The organism is Myroides sp. LJL116 (assembly GCF_054871685.1).
The window spans coordinates 119,159-138,491 of record NZ_JBTXLR010000008.1; the positions used below are offsets into that span (position 1 = coordinate 119,159).

A 19,333-nucleotide genomic window follows, 5' to 3' on the forward strand; every position below is an offset into this window, starting at 1 on the left:
TACAACCATTTACTATCTCTTATTGTACTGTCTTTGGTAGTAATTTTGATATTCTAAACTATTTACCCCCTCTAACCAATCCTGATTATTTAAATACCACTCTATGGTCTTACTTAAACCTTGCTCAAAACTAACACTAGGCGACCACTTTAACTCACTTTGCAACTTACTAGCATCAATAGCATATCGCATATCATGACCAGGACGATCACTAACAAATTTTAAAAGCGATAAACTATGTCCTTCCTTATTACCTAATCGCTGGTCCATCTCTAAAATAATCTGTTTTACTAAATCAATATTTGTCCATTGATTTAGTCCTCCAACATTATAGGTCTGCCCTACTTTTCCTTGATGAAAAATACAATCTATAGCCAAGGCATGATCCTGTACATATAGCCAATCTCTAATATTTTTACCATTGCCATAAATAGGAATGGTTTTTTGCTTTAAGATATTGTGAATAGTCAACGGAATTAATTTCTCTGGAAATTGAAAAGGTCCATAGTTATTAGAACAATTACTTATTACAACAGGAAGTCCATAGGTGTGAGCATAGGCACGCACAAAATGGTCCGAACTAGCTTTGGAAGCAGAATAAGGTGAATTTGGATCATAACTTGTTGTCTCCATAAAAAACCCTTCTTCAGGCAAAGAACCATACACCTCATCGGTAGATATATGATAGAATAGTTTATCCTTAAAATCAGAACCCCAAATTTGTTTACATACTTGTAAAAGATTCACTGTGCCTATTACATTAGTGGTAACAAAAGCTAAAGGGTCCTCAATAGAGCGGTCCACATGAGATTCTGCTGCTAAATGAATAACTGCATCAAAAGAATACTTATGGAATAATTCCTCTAAAAAAACCATATCTCTAATATCTCCTTTTATAAAGGTATAATTAGGGAAAGACTCTACGTCCTTTAGATTTTCTAAATTCCCTGCATAAGTTAAAGCATCTAAATTATAGATGTGGTAGTTCTCATAGGTCTTTACAAAGTGACGTACTACATGGGAACCAATAAAACCAGCTCCACCGGTAATTAGTATATTGTTCATATTGGTGATCTTAAGGCCTTTTAAAACACCCCTTTATCTCAAATAGATAATTTAAGTAAGGTGTAATATTAAAAAAAGACCAACTATCTCTAGTGGTCTTTTTACTATTTTTCTACGATTATCGATTAGCTATTAAGCATAACTGGCATAACTAGCATAGTTACCAGCTCTCCATCCTCTAAACCATCTACTGGAGTTAAAATACCAGCGCGGTTTGGTAAAGACATCTCTAATAGGATTTCGTCTGATTGCAAGTTATTTAACATCTCTAATAAAAAGCGAGCATTAAATCCAATTTGCATATCATCTCCTTGGTAATCACAAGTTAATCTCTCGTCGGCTTTGTTAGAGTAATCAATATCTTCAGCAGAAATGTTTAACTCTGTTCCAGCTACTTTTAAGCGGATTTGGTGGGTAGTTTTATTAGCATAAATACTCACACGTCTAACACTACTTAAAAACTGTAAACGATTGATTAATAATTTATTTGGATTTTCCTTTGGAATTACTGCTTCATAATTTGGATACTTCCCATCGATTAAACGACAAGTTAAAGTATAATTATCAAAATTAAATTGTGCATTACTCTCATTGAACTCAATAGTTACATCAGCTCCAGAACTCATTAAAATATTTTTCAAAATATTCAATGGTTTCTTAGGCATAATAAAACTAGCCTCACTCTCACAGGTAATATCTGTTCTAGAGTATTTTACTAGTTTATGTGCATCTGTTGCAACGAAAATTAAACCACTTGGAGAAAAATGAAAGAATACTCCAGACATCACCGGGCGTAAATCATCATTACCAGCTGCAAAAATAGCCTTGCTAATAGCTGTAGCTAATACTCCAGCAGGTACTTGTGTTGTAGCAGGATCCTCCAAAGACTCTGCTTTAGGGAATTCATCTCCTTGAGAATAAGCTAACACATATTTTCCAACATCTGAGCTAATTTCTATGGTATTGTTTTCCTTTACAGAGAAAGTCAAAGGTTGTTCTGGAAAAGTCTTTAAAGTTTCCAATAACAATTTAGCAGGAACAGCAATGCTTCCTTGGCTAGTTGATTCTATCTCCAAAGTAGCAGACATGGTTGTCTCTAAATCAGATGCAGATACCTTTAAAATATTATTATCTAATTCAAATAGAAAATTATCTAAAATGTGCAAAGTATTGCTGCTATTGATTACACTACCTAAAACTTGTAATTGTTTTAACAAGTAGGAACTCGATACTATAAACTTCATATTACAATTATTTAATACGTAAAACTGCTTTTACAGCTACAAATATATTGGATTAATATCAATAATAAAAGTGATTTTATGCTACTTTTTAACTAATTTGCTTTTGCGAAGCACAAAAAACACTATTGCAAAAAGCATAACTACCACAATTGGAATTGTTAGTGCCAAAAATTGAATATACGAATAATTATCATATACTTTCATTTTATCTAACATTGCTAGGCGAACTTCTTTGGTTCTTAGGGATAAAAGATCCTTATCCTGCAGTAAAAAGTCCACGCTATTATTTAAAAAGTCCTTATTTCCATAAAGTATATTGGTCCACTTATCAAAACCCAGCTCCATCGGAACTCCTTTAGCATCAAATTGATTTCGAATAATATCTCCATCAGAAATGACAATCATTTTATTTAAAGGACTCTTTTGTAATACAGAACTATTGGCAAAAGGAAATATTCTATTGGTAAATACCGAAGCAAACTCCCCTTCTAATAAAACTCCTAAAATATAATTTCCCTTATCCTTATACATATCGGCTGTAGTTTTCTCTTGAAGAACCTCCAAAGAAATCTCCACTGGAGTACCTACTGTAGTGGAATAAGGACTACTTTGTAAAAGAACTGTTTTCTTTATATCATTCTTAAGGGTATCCATAGGACTGGTAAAATCCAATTTCAACCCCTCTATATTTTTAACGATACTATGGCTGGAAACAGGATAAACAAAAGGAGAAAACTTCCATACAAAATCACTATAAGTAGTTTGACTACCTTGTCTACCACTTGCAATTTTAATTGAAGTACCCATTTCATCTTTTACCAAAACTGGATTGATCCTAAGACCGTATTTAAACAACATCTCCCCTAAGGATTGTTTTTGTCCAAAGGCTAGAGTCGATCCTTGTTGTCGGATAGAGTCCATATCAGCAACAACTTGGTCTAAAAGCCATAAGCTCTTACCTCCTTGCATGATATATTGATCTAAAATCCCTATTTGCTCAGAAGAGAACTCCTTTGTAGGTTTGGCTACAATAATTAAATCAAATTGTTTTAATCCTTGTAAAACATCACCAGGTTGTTCCTTTTGTAAATCGATCGTATAAGAGGCTACATTATATCGTTGAGAAATATCCATTAGAAAATCTGCCATTTCCATATCCTCTAACTCCCCGTTGCCTTTTAAAACAGCAATGTTTTTTTGCTCTAAAGTAGCTACTTGATCAATCCCCTTAATAAGGGCATACTCTAAGTACTGTACAGAATTAAGTACTGTATTGGCTGTGGTTGCCCCCATATTGCTCTTTAAGAGCTGTACTTTAGCGGCCTGTTCTCCACTATAAACAATTGCCCATGGAAGTACAAAACTCTGGGTCTGGCTTCCTTTTTCGTTAACTGTTATAGATAAGGGTTTTATACCAAAGGCATATAAATCCTCTAATAATTGATCCTGATTAGCAGAAGATTCCTCTAAAGGATTGATAAACTGAAACTTAATATTGCTATTTATAACAGAAAACTCTTCTAACATTTGTTTGGTTTCCCTTTGCAAACGATTGAATTCCTGTGGCAAATCTCCACTTAAGAAAACATCTATTATAACCGGGGCATGTACCTGTTGCAACACCTCTTTAGAGGCCTGTGATATAGTATACCTTTTATCATTGGTTAAATCCCATCTGGCGTATAGAAAAGAGCCTAAAGCATTAATTATAATTAATAAAGCAAAAATCAGCCCTAGAGATTTCAAGTTTTTTTGTGTTGTTTTCCTCATTATTTACGCAACATATTTACTTTAAAAACACTCATAGCTAGAAAAAGAATAGTCAAACTACTAAAGTACAAAAGGTCTCTAGTATCAATTACTCCTTTACTAATACTTTTAAAATGATACTCTACTCCTAACTGTTCTATGGATAAAGAGCCACTTAAAAGAGCGATTTGCTCTATACCTATGTACATAAAAGCACACAGTAAAACTCCCAGTAAAAAACAAACAATTTGATTGCTACTTAAAGTAGAGCAAAAAACGCCAATAGCGCAATAAGCCCCTGCTAAGAAAAACAATCCTAGGTAAGACCCTAGTAAAGTGGCTGTATCTAAAGAGTGATCTACTTGTAAATATTGAGATATGACCCAAATATAGGCAGTGGTAGGAATAATAGCTAAAATAACCAAAATGAACACTCCTAGGAATTTACCAAGGACTATGGACCAAATCCCAATGGGTTTGGTAAGTAAAAGTTCTATAGTCCCTTGCTTTATCTCTGAAGAGAAACTAGCCATGGTAATACTTGGAATCAAAAAGATAAAAACTAAAGGAGCCAATAAAAATAAATCGGACAAATCCCCAAAGCCATTCTCTAGGATATTAAAGCTTCCTGGTAATACCCATAATAAAAGTCCGGTTACCATTAAAAATACAACTAGAACTAAATAGGCAGTAATGCCGCTTAAGAAACTGCGGATTTCCTGTAAACAAATTGCTTTCATCTTAAGATAAGGTTACGCGTTTATCTACACTCCAAGCCATTGCATCCTCTTTAAACATGGTTTTAACATAAGGCCATATTTCTTTAAAAGTTGCAGAATAACGATAATTATCTAAGTCTTGTGGATCTTGCCAATAACTATAGGTAAAAAATACACTTGGATCGCTTTTATCTTGATATAATTCTAAGAAGCTACATCCGGGTTGATTTCTAACAATATGTTTTATTTTCTCAAAATAGGTTAGAAAATTCTCTACCTGATCTTGTTTAAAACTTAACTTAACTATTCTAACAAACATGTTTTTTTTATTTTTCTATTGATCCTCTTCCCTTTGAAAGACAATACTAATGTTATCGTACAATTGTATATTCATAAGAGTTCTTGGAGAGCCTCCTGGGGTATTTGGTCTGGAATAAAAAAGACCTATAGTAAGTAGATCTAAATCATTGAAAACCGCTACAAACTCCCCTGCCCTTTCTTTTAAGGATTGGCTATCGGCTGTAGTAAAGTCACAGTAATAACGATTTATTCTCTTTATGCGATAATCCTTTACAATAATCTCAAAATTTCTAGATTGGCTTATTTTCTCAAAATCTGCCTTAGAGATATTACTAACTAAGTTTCCAAAAGAATCTTCATAGACTATTTTACCTTGTATCCCATTTTTATGGATTTCCAAAGCATCTCCTAAACGGTTTAATCGGTTAAAATCTTGGGTTAAGGTTCCTATGTCCTCTAGTGCTTTACCTTCAAATAATTGATAGGCGCAGTACACAAAAATATCATTGCTACTTTTCATCGCAGCATTAGGGTCTATTAAGACCACTTCAGCTTTTGCTTCTTGTTGTAAAAGTAGAGTTAGTATACCATTGTCGGCTGTAATAAAATAATGACCTTGGTAGAATAAACATATCGCTGGGCTAAATTCTGTGATTGTTGCATCCACTGCGATAATATGTATACTTCCCTTTGGAAAGTTTTTGTATGCTGCAGCAATTACAAAACCAGCCTCTTCTACGTTATAATGGGAAATATCATGTGATATATCTACTATATTACAACTTGGTATATTAGAGTATATCTTTCCCTTAAGGGCCCCCACGTAGTAGTCCTTATATCCAAAATCTGTAGTAAGAGTAATTATCCTTTGCATTTTAAATTTTCAATATATTTTTTAGAAGAATGGATTTTTTTAGTAGATTTGATTTACAAAATTAGATTATTTTTTTTAATTAATTCTCATTCCTCTTGAACGAAAGAACAATTGAACTAGCTTATTTTAACCCAAAAGACTTTTGGGGTCCACAAGACATTCATTTAAACGCACTTAAGAAACTATATCCAAAATTAAAAATAGTTTCTAGAGACAATTTTGTAAAAGTTTTTGGTGATCCTGAAATTTTGGACGAATTTGAGACTCGCTTTGAGCGATTAGTCAAATACTTTATCCGCTATAACAAAATAGATGAAAACACCATTGAACGTATTGTTATGGATAATGGACCAGAGATAATGAATCCCAAAGACGACATCTTAGTACATGGGGTTTCTGGTAAATTAATCAAGGCCCTTACTCCAAACCAGCACAAGTTAGTAAAAATTGTGGAAAAAAACGATATGGTTTTTGCAATTGGTCCTGCTGGAACAGGTAAAACCTACACAGGAGTAGCTTTAGCCGTTAGAGCTTTAAAAAATAAAGAGGTAAAAAGGATTATTCTAACAAGACCAGCTGTAGAAGCAGGTGAAAATCTAGGATTCCTTCCTGGGGATATGAAAGATAAGTTAGACCCTTATATGCAGCCTTTATACGACGCTTTAAGAGACATGATACCTCCACAGACCTTAGAGGACTATTTACTTAAAGGAACCATTCAAATCGCTCCTTTAGCCTTTATGAGAGGTAGAACCTTGGATAACGCTTTTGTAATTTTAGATGAGGCTCAAAACACGACGCATTCCCAAATGAAAATGTTTTTAACACGTATGGGTAAAAATGCTAAGTTTATTATCACAGGAGACCCTCAACAAATAGATCTACCAAAGAAAGTTTCCTCTGGACTTAAAGAAGCCTTATATATTTTAAAAGATGTAGAAGGAATTGGTATGCTTTTCTTAGATGACAAAGATATCGTAAGACATAAATTGGTTAAGCGAATTGTAGCGGCATACAAAAAACTAGACGATCGTACAGATACGATGACTTTAGAACAAATAAAAGAAGTGGAAACCAAATAAAGTTTCCACTTCTTTTATTTTATTATCAACTTAAAGTAATCTTTTTTGGAGTACTTTAATTATATGTTATATAAATCTCTAGCAAAGGTTAGCTTTAGAGTATCTTGTTCATACAAAAACAAGGTATCTGCTTTGATTTGGTAACGATCGCAATTATCTAAAACAGCTAAGAGCTCTTTTTCTTTTTGATAAGAATCCGTTACGTACTCTGGGGATAAGATAATCTTAAAGAACACAGCGTCTCCTTGACAACGTATATCTCCGTAAATCATATGATTACCTCCACTTCCAGAGAAACTTCTGGTATTAATATCTATACAAATCAAAGGTATTTGATCGATTCCTAATTCTTCGATTCTCTTGTCTTCATAGGCCTGAAAAACCCAGTTACCCGATAAAGACTCATCGTATAAATAGTGTCCATAGCATGCAAAATCACTAGTGGCATCTCCGCCATTTTTAGTAATACTTACTGCAACAGAATGGTCAAAACGTCCGTCTAAGTAATTTTGAGCCGTTTCATCCTCATAAATCACTATATCAATAGACTCATTTTTATTGGAGGTACTATATACTCTACTTTCTCCGTCCACTAATGGCTCTACAAAAGGAAAAGTCATTTTTTGACTTGGTTTTGAACTCGAGTAAACTATCCCCTTCTTGCTAATTGCAATACATTGAAGAGTATCTTGATCCATTGCTTTAAAAAAAGTTCCATCTAGGTCATTTTTATTCAATAAATCAATTTGTTTACTTGTATTATCTTTGGTATAAATCTCCTTTTCTTGCTCAGTTCCACATGAAGGGAACAACGAAACAGTTAATGCCAATATCATATATTTAATTGTTTTGTCAATTTACACTTGAAAAATCCCTTTTAGGTTTAACGAAGAAATAAATCACATTCAAATTTTCTAACTTTATGTTGTCTAAACAATGCAAAGATACTATTAATCGTGTTATTTCAGCACGCATTATATAAATATTAAGATTATAAATGTTATAATTTCGCCAAAATCGCAAAAATACAAATAACCTATAAATTAGACCTAAAATCTGCAAAATGTCCTATTTCAAAGGCATAATGCATGTTTTACCCTCTTTTAACAGGACAATACCTCTTCAAAATTGAAAAACAAGTTTACTTCAAAAATATACCAAAACAGATAGAAAATAATTACAATTTATAACAATTATACAATAAAAACACATGAAATAAAGAAAAACATCCATTTTAGACAATACCCCTACTAAACAAGCAACTTTAACATTTTATCCACTAAGCCAAGCTCTACTTTAACATCCAAAGTATTTTTAATAAATACCCTATAGCCAATTAAAGAAGCAATGCTAATTTAGAGTGAAAAATTAACTTATTGCAACTTTTTGTTAGCCCAGTTTAACACATCAATATATAAAATACTCCTACGGTAATACCTATTTTTAAATAATCCCCTAGCGGTATCTACATAAGTCTGTAACACCTTTTTTTGTTGATCAGGATAATTACTTACCAAACCTTGGAATAGATCCATTAACACATCGTGAATCGGGGTTTTATTTTTCATTTTGGTCACTAAAAGTCGATTCGCTGCTAAATACTCTTCGTATTTCTCATCCAATCCGGATTCAAATTGAGCCATCAAGGATAAAATACGCGTATGAAACAATAAATCCTGTTGTACGCTATAGGTTGTATTTTCAAGAATCTTAGTGGTATATACTAAAGACTCTTTATAGTTTTGATAACCAAAGTGAACTGCGGCTACTTTGAAATAAATAACTAAAAAGTGATGCTCATCAATTACGTTACTATACTCATTAATCCCCCTTTGCAAATGCTTTAAAAACAGTAAGTTTCCGCTATAACTACCCTGAATGATTTCATGATTCAATTTATTATTGAATTGCATTAAAAACACTATAGAGTCAATATTGACACTTTGAGGAAAGTTATCCTGGTTTAAAACCTTTTGTAGCTTATCGTTCCAAAGGGTAAATCTATCGCTACTTTTGAAAAGTAAGATCAATTTAAATAAGTAAGAATTACCTTTTAAAAACCAGATAGGGTTACTTAGTATCATATCGGGATGATCATAAAATAACTCTACCCATAAACGTACAAATTTATAGGCGCTATAATAATCCTGTAGTAAAAAACAACGCCAAACATGGGTTTTAAAATACCATAACTTCTCTTTGAAGTTTAACACCTTTGGATCAACCTTAAGCATGTTATCATCAAAAAGGGTCAGTATTTTCTGTTTTTCCACATCGTTTTTAGCATACCCAGAGGTAAGTATTTCACTGTAAAGCTTCAAGGAAAGATTGGAAAGCTGAGTGGAATAAAAATTCTGCAAACTAATCTCTTGGCTTTGCTTAATTAATTCGTCGGCCCTACCTGAAATACTTCGGGTGATATACTGGCTTTCAATCACCTTTTCTAGCTCAATAATCTCTAAAGCCATTGCCTTTTCTTCCTTATCTATGGCCAAGGCTTTTACTTTATCCAAAATCTTCAAACTTTGTTTATGCAAACCCTTTTGGTATAAAATAGTAGCAAAGTCTAATTGCTCGCGAATTTGAATGCGAATATTTTTCTTACTAGGATTCATACGTAAACTCACCAAGATATTTCTATACAAATTGGCTTTTAAATTAGAGAGTTGTGCCTTTGTGGTGATTTGTTGTTGCAAAATACTCTTCTCACAATACATCGGCATCTTGTCCATGTAGTTAAAAAGCGATAAAAACTTAGCCTCACTATTGGTCTGAATTCGATTTACATACAGCTTAAATTGTCTTTTTTCTGAACGAGATAAGGACTTTATTAATACAAATAATGGATCTTTACTATAATTTGACATTGTAATTTTTTTAAAGCTAACTATTTAAAAAACAAACACATACACACCGAAAAGACTTGTTTTGGCATTGTAATAATCCAATTCAAATCAAAAGTGCAATGGAACATTTTTTCACTTTTGCTACTAAGAAATCATAAAAACAAGATTATGCAGACCAAAAAGATTGAGATTTTTGACACCACATTACGTGATGGGGAACAAGTACCTGGGTGCAAGTTAGATAGACAACAAAAATTACAAATCGCACAAAAACTCGATGAACTCGGTGTAGATGTAATTGAGGCTGGTTTTCCTGTTTCTAGTCCTGGTGACTTTGACTCTGTAGTAGCTATTTCAAAAATAGTAAAAAATGCGAGTATTTGTGCTTTAACCCGTGCAAATAAAAAAGATATTGAAGTTGCTGCTAGAGCTTTAGAGTTTGCAAAAAAACCTAGAATCCATACCGGTATCGGTACTTCGGATTTACACATAAAATATAAATTCAATTCCACTCCTGAACAAATCATTGAAAGAGCTGTAGAAGCAGTAGCTTATGCAAAAAACTTTGCCGATGATATTGAGTTTTACGCAGAAGACGCAGGAAGAACCGATAATGCTTTTTTAGCACAAATTTGCCAAGAGGTAATTAAAGCAGGAGCTACAGTATTAAATATTCCCGATACTACAGGGTACTGCCTACCAGAGCAATATGGGGCAAAAATTAAATACCTTACCCAAAATGTAATTGGTATTGAAAATGTAATTATCTCTTGTCACTGTCACAATGATTTGGGAATGGCAACAGCCAACTCTATTCAAGGAGTAATCAACGGAGCTAGACAAATTGAATGTACCATTAATGGTATTGGAGAAAGAGCTGGAAATACTGCTTTAGAAGAAGTAGTGATGATTTTCAAACAACACCAAGACCTAGGGTATCACACGGATATTAATACCAAGATGTTAAATGAGTTAAGTAAACTTACCTCTTCCACTATGGGAATGATTGTTCAGCCAAATAAAGCAATTGTAGGATCTAATGCTTTTGCGCACAGTTCAGGTATTCACCAAGATGGAGTAATCAAAAGAAGGGATACTTACGAGATTATTGACCCTAGAGATGTAGGTGTAGATGAATCTTCTATTGTTTTAACAGCTAGAAGTGGAAGATCTGCCCTAGCCTACCGCTTCAAAAACATAGGATACGATGTAACTAAGAATGAATTAGATATTTTATATCAGCATTTCCTACAAGTTGCTGATACTAAAAAAGAAGTAAACGAACAGGATTTAAAACACCTTTTAGCTCAAGTGAATAACCAACGTTTTATTAATGCGTCGCTTTAATTTATTATGAATAAACAACCAAAAACATTATTTGATAAAGTATGGGACTCCCATGTGGTAGATCACATAGAAAACGGTCCACAAATTTTATATATCGATAAACATCTAATACATGAAGTAACCAGCCCACAGGCATTCGATGAACTTCAAAAAAGAAATATACCGGTTTTTAGACCAAAGCAAATCTTAGCTACAGTAGACCATAATGTACCTACCCTAGATCAAGATAAGCCTATCAAAGACCCAAACAGTAAATTGCAAGTAGACCAACTACTAATCAATTGTGAGAAAAATGACATCACTTTTTACGGATTAGGTCACCCCTACCAGGGAATAGTACACATTATTGCCCCTGAATTGGGAGTTACTCAACCAGGTATGACAATGGTTTGTGGAGATAGCCATACCTCTACCCACGGAGCCTTTGGAAGTATCGCCTTTGGAATTGGAACAAGTCAAGTAGCTCAAGTTTTTGCAAGTCAAAGCGTTCTAATTAATAAGCCTAAATCCATGCGAATTACTGTTAATGGTAAATTAGGTAAAAATGTACAGCCAAAAGACGTTATCTTGTATATTATTGCTAAATTAGGTACAGACGTTGGTACAGGATACTTTTGTGAATATGCAGGAGAAGTATTTGAAAACATGTCCATGGAGGCAAGAATGACTGTGTGTAATATGAGTATTGAAATGGGAGCTCGTGGAGGAATGATTGCCCCTGATCAAACTACTTTCGATTATATACAAGGCAAACCTTTTGCACCTTCTAATGAAGAGTGGGAGCAAAAACTAGCCTATTGGAAGACTTTACCTTCAGATAAAGATGCCGTATTTGACACAGAATACTTCTTTGATGCTAAAGACATAACTCCAATGATCACTTATGGAACCAATCCAAGTATGGGTATTTCCATTGATCAAAACATCCCTACCCCTACAGATGCATCCCAGAGTAAAGCTTTGGAATATATGGGTCTAGAAGGTGGACAGAGTTTAGATTCAATTGTTGTTAATCACGTATTTATCGGAAGTTGCACCAATGCTAGAATTGAAGACTTTAGAACAGCAGCCTCTTATATTAAAGGCAAACAAATTGCCCCTAATATACAAGCCTTGATTGTTCCTGGTTCTCAACAAGTAGTTAAACAAATTAAGCAAGAAGGATTAGATGAAATCTTTCACAATGCAGGTTTTCAAATTAGACAACCTGGGTGTTCGGCTTGTCTAGCCATGAATGAGGATAAAATCCCTGCCCAAGAATACTGCGTGAGTACGTCTAATCGAAATTTCGAAGGAAGACAAGGGCAAGGTGCAAGGACTCTACTAGCTAGTCCCCTAACTGCGGCAATTGTAGCAGTAGAAGGGAAAATATCTTATCAAAATTTACAACAACATGCAAGCATTAATTAATATACAATCTACAGCAATACCTTTAGATTTAGAAAATATAGACACGGATCAAATTATTCCAGCTCGATTTTTAAAAGCGATAAGCAAAGAGGGCTTTGGAGAAAATCTCTTTAGAGATTGGAGATTTGATAGCCAAAACCAACCTAATAAAAATTTTGCCCTTAACAATCCTACTTATAGTGGAGAAATCCTAGTAGCAGGAAATAATTTTGGATGTGGAAGTAGTAGAGAACACGCAGCTTGGGCTCTAACAGACTACGGTTTTAAAGTAGTAATTAGCAGCTATTTTGCAGATATCTTTAAAGGAAACGCCTTAAACAATGGGTTATTACCCATTATTGTTTCCCCTGAGTATCTACAATATATCTTTGATTGCATAGAAAAAGACCCATCCACTAATTTACATATTGATGTACAAGAACAATCTTTAGAAGTGAATGGTAAAAAAGTACATTTTGAATTAGACCCCTATAAAAAGATATGTCTATTAAATGGTTATGATGATATTGATTACCTTATCAGTAAAAAACAAAAAATAGAGGAATTCGAGAATTCTCGGTCCTATTAATTAGCCCACCAAATAAACTACAAAAAGCCATGAAAAAATATAATATTGCAGTACTTCCAGGTGACGGAATAGGCCCTGAGGTAATAAGAGAAACCACTAAGGTGTTGGATATCATAGCCACTCACTATAATTTTGAATTACATTATCAATACGCTGCTATTGGAGCTATTGCTATTGACCAAACCAAAGAAGCTCTACCAGAGAAAACACTTTTGGCTTGTCAAAAAGCAGACGCTGTATTATTTGGGGCTATTGGTGATCCTAAATACGATAATGACCCACAAGCTAAAATTCGCCCTGAACAAGGACTATTAGCTCTTAGAAAAGCTTTAGGATTATATAGCAACATACGCCCAGTGAAGGCCTATGATGCACTTTTAGATAAAAGTCCACTAAAGAGCCATATTATTCAAGGTACAGATATGGTTATCTACAGAGAGCTAATAAGCGGAATCTACTTTGGAGATAAACACACAAGTGAAGATGGATTAAGTGCTACAGATGTATGTAGATATAACTATAGCGATATTGAGCCTATTACACATTTAGCTTTTCAAGCAGCCTTAAAAAGAAATAAAAAACTAACTGTTATCGATAAAGCTAATGTTTTAGAGACATCTAGATTATGGAGAAAAACAGTAAAACACTTACATAAACAATACCCTGAGGTAGAACTAGACTTTATATTTGTGGATAATGCTGCTATGCAATTAATCCTTAATCCAAAAGCTTTTGACGTAGTATTGACAGAGAATATGTTTGGAGATATTATCTCGGATGAAGCAAGTGTAATTGGAGGTTCTATTGGACTTTTACCATCTGCATCTATTGGAGAGAAGACTGCATTATTTGAGCCTATTCACGGTTCTTATCCACAAGCCAAAGACAAGGGAATTGCCAATCCAATTGCTTGTATCTTATCTGGTGCTATGCTACTAGATTATTTAGGACAAAACCAAGCGGCTAGAGAAATTGAAGAAGCAGTACAAGATTGTATCAACAATAAATACTTAACAGAAGATTTAGCTCCAACCAAGAGCTATTCTACGCAAGAAGTTGGACAATATATCTGCCACTATATCCAATGTAAAAATAACAAAGATAAATACTTAGAAAATATTACCCTAGGTGCTTCAACGATAATTTAAAAACGTTACTAGCCCCTTTTTGATCCCCTTCAAAACATTTTATATTAAACTATTTCTTTAAAAAAGGCCTTTTAAGCATGCTTAAAAGGCCTTTTTACTATTTAAATAATCTATTAGTAAGGTGAAATAGAATCATTATTTATCTTATTGTACATGAATGAAAATTGGAAAATTACAAGAATTAGCTATAAAACAAAGCTTATGGGCTATTTGATGTAATTGCTCTACTTGCTGTAAAGAAACAGGAGTTTCAAAAACAACCTTGGGATGTAAGTCCACCTGGGTTATTCTCCCACTTTGATCCTCAAATAAAGCCAAAGTAGCTAAACTTTGGTCCTTATAATCTAAGACTACTATATCCTTTTTTTGGCAAGCATATAAAAAACTCATCATATGACAAGAACTCAAAGCCGATAGTAGCAAATCCTCTGGATTGTGCAAACTTGGATCTCCTTTAAATTGTTTAGCTGCAGATAAGTCTAATAAGGTCTTATCTTGTATTTGTACCTGGTGATTCTTAGAGGTACGCGGTTTATTTTGACTGCTATTTACCTTTAAGTTCCAATGCAAAGTAGCCTTAAAAAAGTGTTTATTTTCCATCTTTTTTCCTGTGCTATCTCATCGCGATTGCTTTTTCATATAAATCTTCATACAATGGTAATACTCTGTCGATTTTAAACTTAAGAGCAATTTCTTTTGCTCCTTTTTTAAATTCAGCCAATACCTCTGGATCCTTTAAAATTTTTAAAGAGTTTGCAATCATATCTTGGGTATCTCCTACATCACTCAAATAACCTGAAACCCCTGGTACGTTTACCTCTGGTAATCCTCCAGTATTGCTAGATATAACAGGCACACCCATTGCCATAGCCTCTAGAGCAGCAAGACCAAAACTCTCTGTTTCTGAAGGTAATAAAAACAAATCAGAGTGAGCTAAAATACGATCAATCTCATTACTTTTTCCAAAGAAGATAATCTTGTCATATATACCTAATTCTAAAGCTAAACGCTCGGCTCTTTCTCTATCTGGACCATCGCCAACAAGCATTAATTTAGCAGGCATCTCTTTTTGAATTCCATAAAATACCTTTACTACATCCTCTACTCTTTTTACTTTTCTAAAGTTACTGATATGGGTAATAATTACCTCATTTGGCAAGGCCATTGCTCCTCTTTTACATACATTATTCTCCATATGTGTCTCTTTTACTTCTATAAAGTTAGGAATCACATGAATTTTTTTGGTTGTTTCAAATAATTCATACGTACTATTTTTAAGACTCTCCGAAACAGAGGTCACAAAGTCAGACTGATTAATACTAAAACTAACGGCCGTCTTATAATTTGGATGATTCCCCACTAATGTAATATCTGTACCGTGTAAAGTAGTGATCATAGGTAGGTTAATTCCCTCTTCCTTCAACATTTGTTTAGCCATATAGCCAGCATATGCATGAGGAATAGCATAATGTACATGAAGTACATCAATTTTAAATAACTTTACCATATCCACTAACTTACTAGATAAAGCAAGTTCATAGGGTTGATAGTGAAATAACGGATATTCTGGAACATTTACTTCATGATAGTAAATATTGGGATTTAATAATGCCAATCTAACAGGTTGACTATAGGTGATGAAATGAACTTCGTGGTTTCTTTTGGCTAATTCTAAACCTAGTTCCGTGGCTACAACACCACTTCCTCCGAAGGTTGGATAGCAAACAATAGCGATCTTCATATGTATAAATCTATTTGTGTCGATAAATATAATTCTATTATTGCGAACTACTACCTTGCTCTTGGGCTAAACAACCTACTATAACCTTTATTTAACAAAACAGAAATTAACAATACAATATTTAATATACTCCATTTTACTAATAATACCAATAAATAAAATGCTTTTTTTCAGATTTACCTCCTAAAAACACAATAGCCTTTGTCTTTACCTATTTATATTAAATCGGTAAAGACAAAGGCTATTAACTTATTGTATAGGTAGTACTCTAGCTTAGATAATACTATTGTAAATTACTTCTTGGATATTTTCTCGAATATTATTTCTAGAAAGTAAATTAGTAGATGAATCTGGATAAGTACGATTAGAAAGGAAAATGTACACTAAATTATTTTCTGGATCTGCCCAGGCCATTGTACCGGTAAATCCAGTATGCCCAAAGCTACTAGAGGAAGCTTTAGAACAAACCGGACCAGGAGTTCCTGGTTTTTGAGGTTTATCAAAACCAATTCCTCTTCTATTTCCCTTTGCACAAAACTCACAAGTATTGAAACTATCAAAAGTAGTAGATGAAAAATACTCTCTACCTCCATAGCTTCCTTTATTTAAATACATCTGCATAATTTTTGCCACATCCAAAGCATTTCCAAATAACCCTGCATGTCCAGCAACTCCACCTTGCATTGCTGCTGCCATATCATGTACATAACCTTGAACAGTAGTATAGCGGTAGTAGTTATCTTCTTCTGTTGGAGGGATTTGACTTATATCAAATTTGCGTAAAGGCAAAAAGGTAAGGTGACTTGCTCCTAAAGGCTCATAGATTTGCTGCTCTACCACTAAATCCAAACTTTTACCATACGTTCTCTCAACAAATTCCTTTAAAAGGATAAAACCTAAATCACTATACTTATAGGATTTTGATTTAGATAGATTACTTTGCATAATACGATCTACCATATTTTGGCTATAACCCTTTTTGATAAATAAATTCTCCGCCACTTGATCCATATAATCCCCATTAGCATAGTAATTATAAATCGAAGGATCTGGCTTTTGAAAAGAATCTAAAGTTTCTTTATAAAAAGGAATCCAAGCTGGTAAACCAGATTGATGGGTTAATAATTCTTTTAAAGTAATATCCTGCTTATCGGTATAAGCAAATTCTGGAAACAACTTTCCCATTGGGGTATTTAAATCAATAATGCCATCATCATATAATTTCATGATCATAGGTAAAGTTGCCAGTATCTTAGTTAAAGATGCTAAATCATAAAGATCGGTATCTTTTACCTTAACCTGGTTTTGGTAATCATGGTAACCAAAACTTTTATTATATACCACTACTCCATTTCTAGCTACAAGCACTTGAGCTCCTGGTGTGAATTTTTTATCGATTGCGTATTGAACAATACTATCAATTTTCATTAGCTCTTTTGGATTCATACCTTGACTTAAAGCAGAACCAAAACTTAATGTATGGGTATTGGCAGTTTCTAAACCTGTTCCAACGGGATAAATGGGGTTAACACTAATAGGTAATTTCCCCATAGCAGGTAAAGCACCAAAAATTACCCCAGCGGCGCTTTGGCGTGCAAACTTATTATTTTGAAAAGCCTGTACAACAGCAGTTATTGGCTCTAAATTCTGTAATGATGATAAACCATAGGCTTTAGCAAAGGAAACAAGTACAGTCTTTTTTTGCTTGGCAATCTTGTCAATTAAACCTGCGTTATAGGCAGAATAATTATGGTTACGCCAAGGGTTATCAAATTTATGGTACCCAATAATTACCATAGAATATTTGTCCAACTTATTAATATCCTCTGGACTTATACGAGTTACTTCTGCATATTGTTGTAAATCTTCTAAAAACCCTTTCTCTTGGTCATCTCCCAATTGTAGGTAGGCAATATGTTGCTTACCTAAATCACTTATAGGTAAAATATTAGAAGTATTTTTTACTACTGTAATAGCCTGGTCGTATAATTTTTGGTTTAAATCGTCATAGCTACTATCGTTTAAATCCTTTACAAGGTTTTGGATTTCAATAGGTTTGTATTTTGTTAATCCTGCCTTATACTTATAGGCTAATATCTTCTTTACAGAATAATCTAAACGCTCTTGGGTTATTTCCCCTTTTTGATACGCCTGTTTTATCATAGAGGCAGCTACGGGAACATTTTCAGAGAAAAGTAACATATCATTTCCAGCTAAAAAAGCCTTTAAATCTGCTTCTCCTTGTGCTAAACCGCTAGTTGCTCCTTTCATATTTAAAGCATCAGTGAAGATTAATCCTTCAAAGCCCATTTGTTCTCTTAATAGCTTAGTTACAATATTATAAGACAAAGAACTTGGAATATCTTTATTAGGTTCATAGGCCGGAAAATTCAAATGTGCCACCATAACAGAGGCTAAATCATTTTTAATCAACTCCTTATATGGATACAATTCCACTTCTTCTAGTCTTTGCTTGTCAAAATCAATTAATGGCAAATTATAATGAGAATCACTAGAGGTATCTCCATGTCCTGGAAAGTGTTTTGCTGTTGCAAAAATATCCTCACTTTGATATCCCTTGGTATATGCTATGGCTCTATCGGTTACTATACTTGGAGTTTCTCCAAAAGAACGCACTCCAATAATTGGATTATTGGGATTGATATTTACATCTACTACTGGTCCGAAATTAAATTGAAGACCTAAACGTTTTGCTTGTTGTGCACTTTTTTTACCAAACTCTTGGATTAAGGACATATCTTGAACTGCACCTAGAGTCATATTATAAGGAAAGCTGTAGGTAGAATCCAAGCGCATGGCCAATCCCCATTCTCCATCAATTCCAACTAAAAGAGGAAGTTTGCTTCTTTTTTGCAAGGCATTGGTCATTTTAGCTTGTCTTACAGGGCCACCTTGGAAAAAAATCACCCCACCGATATGCTGCTTATCCACCAATTGCTCTAATGACTTTAAGTGGTCTGGCTTTTTATTGGAATAAGCTGCTACCATAAATAACTGCCCAATCTTTTGGTCTAAACTAAAACTCTGGTACACACTATCCACCCACTTATCTTGAGCGGTGGTACTTGAGGTAGTAATGGGCTTGAAATTAGATTGGCTATGGCCAATAAAACAAACTAAAAATAATAGTATACTAAGTTTTTTCATGCTTTGAATGTTGGTTATAAAAAAAATCATCATCAAAAAATTGATGATGATCTTTGATAGGACTAAATGTAG

The 19,333-nt window shown here is 33.8% G+C and carries 16 protein-coding genes; 5 read left to right on the top strand and 11 right to left on the bottom strand.

Going from position 1 to position 19,333, the window contains the following annotated elements:
- Positions 1-12 precede the first annotated feature (12 nt).
- The 6 genes from rfbB to ACYSNM_RS07790 form a co-directional block, all read right to left on the bottom strand.
- Positions 13-1,065, bottom strand: coding sequence for a dTDP-glucose 4,6-dehydratase (gene rfbB, locus ACYSNM_RS07765; RefSeq protein ID WP_461756371.1), 1,053 nt, complete (start codon positions 1,063-1,065; stop codon positions 13-15).
- Positions 1,066-1,190: 125 nt separating this feature from the next.
- Positions 1,191-2,309: a DNA polymerase III subunit beta gene (gene dnaN, locus ACYSNM_RS07770; protein ID WP_461753793.1), complete on the bottom strand. Its 1,119-nt coding sequence runs from the start codon at positions 2,307-2,309 to the stop codon at positions 1,191-1,193.
- Between the two features lie 81 nt (positions 2,310-2,390).
- Positions 2,391-4,079 (bottom strand): gliding motility-associated ABC transporter substrate-binding protein GldG, encoded by a 1,689-nt coding sequence (gene gldG / locus ACYSNM_RS07775; protein ID WP_461756372.1) that lies wholly within the window; start codon positions 4,077-4,079, stop codon positions 2,391-2,393.
- On the bottom strand, positions 4,079-4,798 hold the full coding sequence (locus tag ACYSNM_RS07780; RefSeq protein WP_461756373.1) for an ABC transporter permease subunit: 720 nt from the start codon (positions 4,796-4,798) through the stop codon (positions 4,079-4,081). The genes gldG and ACYSNM_RS07780 overlap by 1 nt, the downstream gene beginning before the upstream one ends.
- Before the next feature lies 1 nt (position 4,799).
- Positions 4,800-5,096 carry a putative quinol monooxygenase gene (locus ACYSNM_RS07785; RefSeq protein WP_461756374.1) on the bottom strand — a complete coding sequence of 99 codons (297 nt, stop codon included), beginning with the start codon at positions 5,094-5,096 and terminating at the stop codon, positions 4,800-4,802.
- 15 nt (positions 5,097-5,111) lie between these two features.
- Positions 5,112-5,951, bottom strand: coding sequence for an SAM hydrolase/SAM-dependent halogenase family protein (locus ACYSNM_RS07790; RefSeq protein WP_461756375.1), 840 nt, complete (start codon positions 5,949-5,951; stop codon positions 5,112-5,114).
- Positions 5,952-6,046: 95 nt separating this feature from the next.
- Between ACYSNM_RS07790 and ACYSNM_RS07795 the strand changes: the two genes are divergently transcribed.
- Positions 6,047-7,033: a PhoH family protein gene (locus ACYSNM_RS07795; protein ID WP_461756376.1), complete on the top strand. Its 987-nt coding sequence runs from the start codon at positions 6,047-6,049 to the stop codon at positions 7,031-7,033.
- A gap of 59 nt (positions 7,034-7,092) precedes the next feature.
- Here the strand turns inward: ACYSNM_RS07795 and ACYSNM_RS07800 are convergent, their stop codons facing one another.
- Positions 7,093-7,869 carry a hypothetical protein gene (locus tag ACYSNM_RS07800; RefSeq protein WP_461756377.1) on the bottom strand — a complete coding sequence of 259 codons (777 nt, stop codon included), beginning with the start codon at positions 7,867-7,869 and terminating at the stop codon, positions 7,093-7,095.
- 537 nt (positions 7,870-8,406) lie between these two features.
- Complete coding sequence (locus tag ACYSNM_RS07805; RefSeq protein WP_461756378.1) at positions 8,407-9,900, bottom strand: hypothetical protein; 1,494 nt, start codon at positions 9,898-9,900, stop codon at positions 8,407-8,409.
- Between the two features lie 147 nt (positions 9,901-10,047).
- On the opposite strand from ACYSNM_RS07805, the gene ACYSNM_RS07810 reads away from it, so the two are divergent.
- Genes ACYSNM_RS07810 through leuB form a run of 4 tightly spaced genes read left to right on the top strand, consistent with a single transcriptional unit; the run spans position 10,048 to position 14,352 of the window.
- Positions 10,048-11,226 carry a 2-isopropylmalate synthase gene (locus ACYSNM_RS07810; protein WP_461756379.1) on the top strand — a complete coding sequence of 393 codons (1,179 nt, stop codon included), beginning with the start codon at positions 10,048-10,050 and terminating at the stop codon, positions 11,224-11,226.
- Positions 11,227-11,232: 6 nt separating this feature from the next.
- Positions 11,233-12,636 (top strand): 3-isopropylmalate dehydratase large subunit, encoded by a 1,404-nt coding sequence (gene leuC, locus ACYSNM_RS07815; protein ID WP_461756380.1) that lies wholly within the window; start codon positions 11,233-11,235, stop codon positions 12,634-12,636.
- Positions 12,620-13,204 carry a 3-isopropylmalate dehydratase small subunit gene (gene leuD, locus ACYSNM_RS07820; protein WP_461756381.1) on the top strand — a complete coding sequence of 195 codons (585 nt, stop codon included), beginning with the start codon at positions 12,620-12,622 and terminating at the stop codon, positions 13,202-13,204. The genes leuC and leuD overlap by 17 nt, the downstream gene beginning before the upstream one ends.
- Positions 13,205-13,233: 29 nt before the next feature.
- Positions 13,234-14,352 (top strand): 3-isopropylmalate dehydrogenase, encoded by a 1,119-nt coding sequence (gene leuB, locus ACYSNM_RS07825; protein WP_461753804.1) that lies wholly within the window; start codon positions 13,234-13,236, stop codon positions 14,350-14,352.
- Between the two features lie 144 nt (positions 14,353-14,496).
- Here the strand turns inward: leuB and ACYSNM_RS07830 are convergent, their stop codons facing one another.
- The 3 genes from ACYSNM_RS07830 to ACYSNM_RS07840 all read right to left on the bottom strand — a co-directional run bounded on the left by ACYSNM_RS07830 (position 14,497) and on the right by ACYSNM_RS07840 (position 19,261).
- Positions 14,497-14,952: an OsmC family protein gene (locus tag ACYSNM_RS07830; RefSeq protein ID WP_461756382.1), complete on the bottom strand. Its 456-nt coding sequence runs from the start codon at positions 14,950-14,952 to the stop codon at positions 14,497-14,499.
- 13 nt (positions 14,953-14,965) lie between these two features.
- Complete coding sequence (gene bshA, locus ACYSNM_RS07835) at positions 14,966-16,093, bottom strand: N-acetyl-alpha-D-glucosaminyl L-malate synthase BshA (RefSeq protein ID WP_461756383.1); 1,128 nt, start codon at positions 16,091-16,093, stop codon at positions 14,966-14,968.
- A gap of 273 nt (positions 16,094-16,366) precedes the next feature.
- On the bottom strand, positions 16,367-19,261 hold the full coding sequence (locus tag ACYSNM_RS07840) for a glycoside hydrolase family 3 N-terminal domain-containing protein (protein ID WP_461756384.1): 2,895 nt from the start codon (positions 19,259-19,261) through the stop codon (positions 16,367-16,369).
- Between the last annotated feature and the right edge of the window lie 72 nt (positions 19,262-19,333).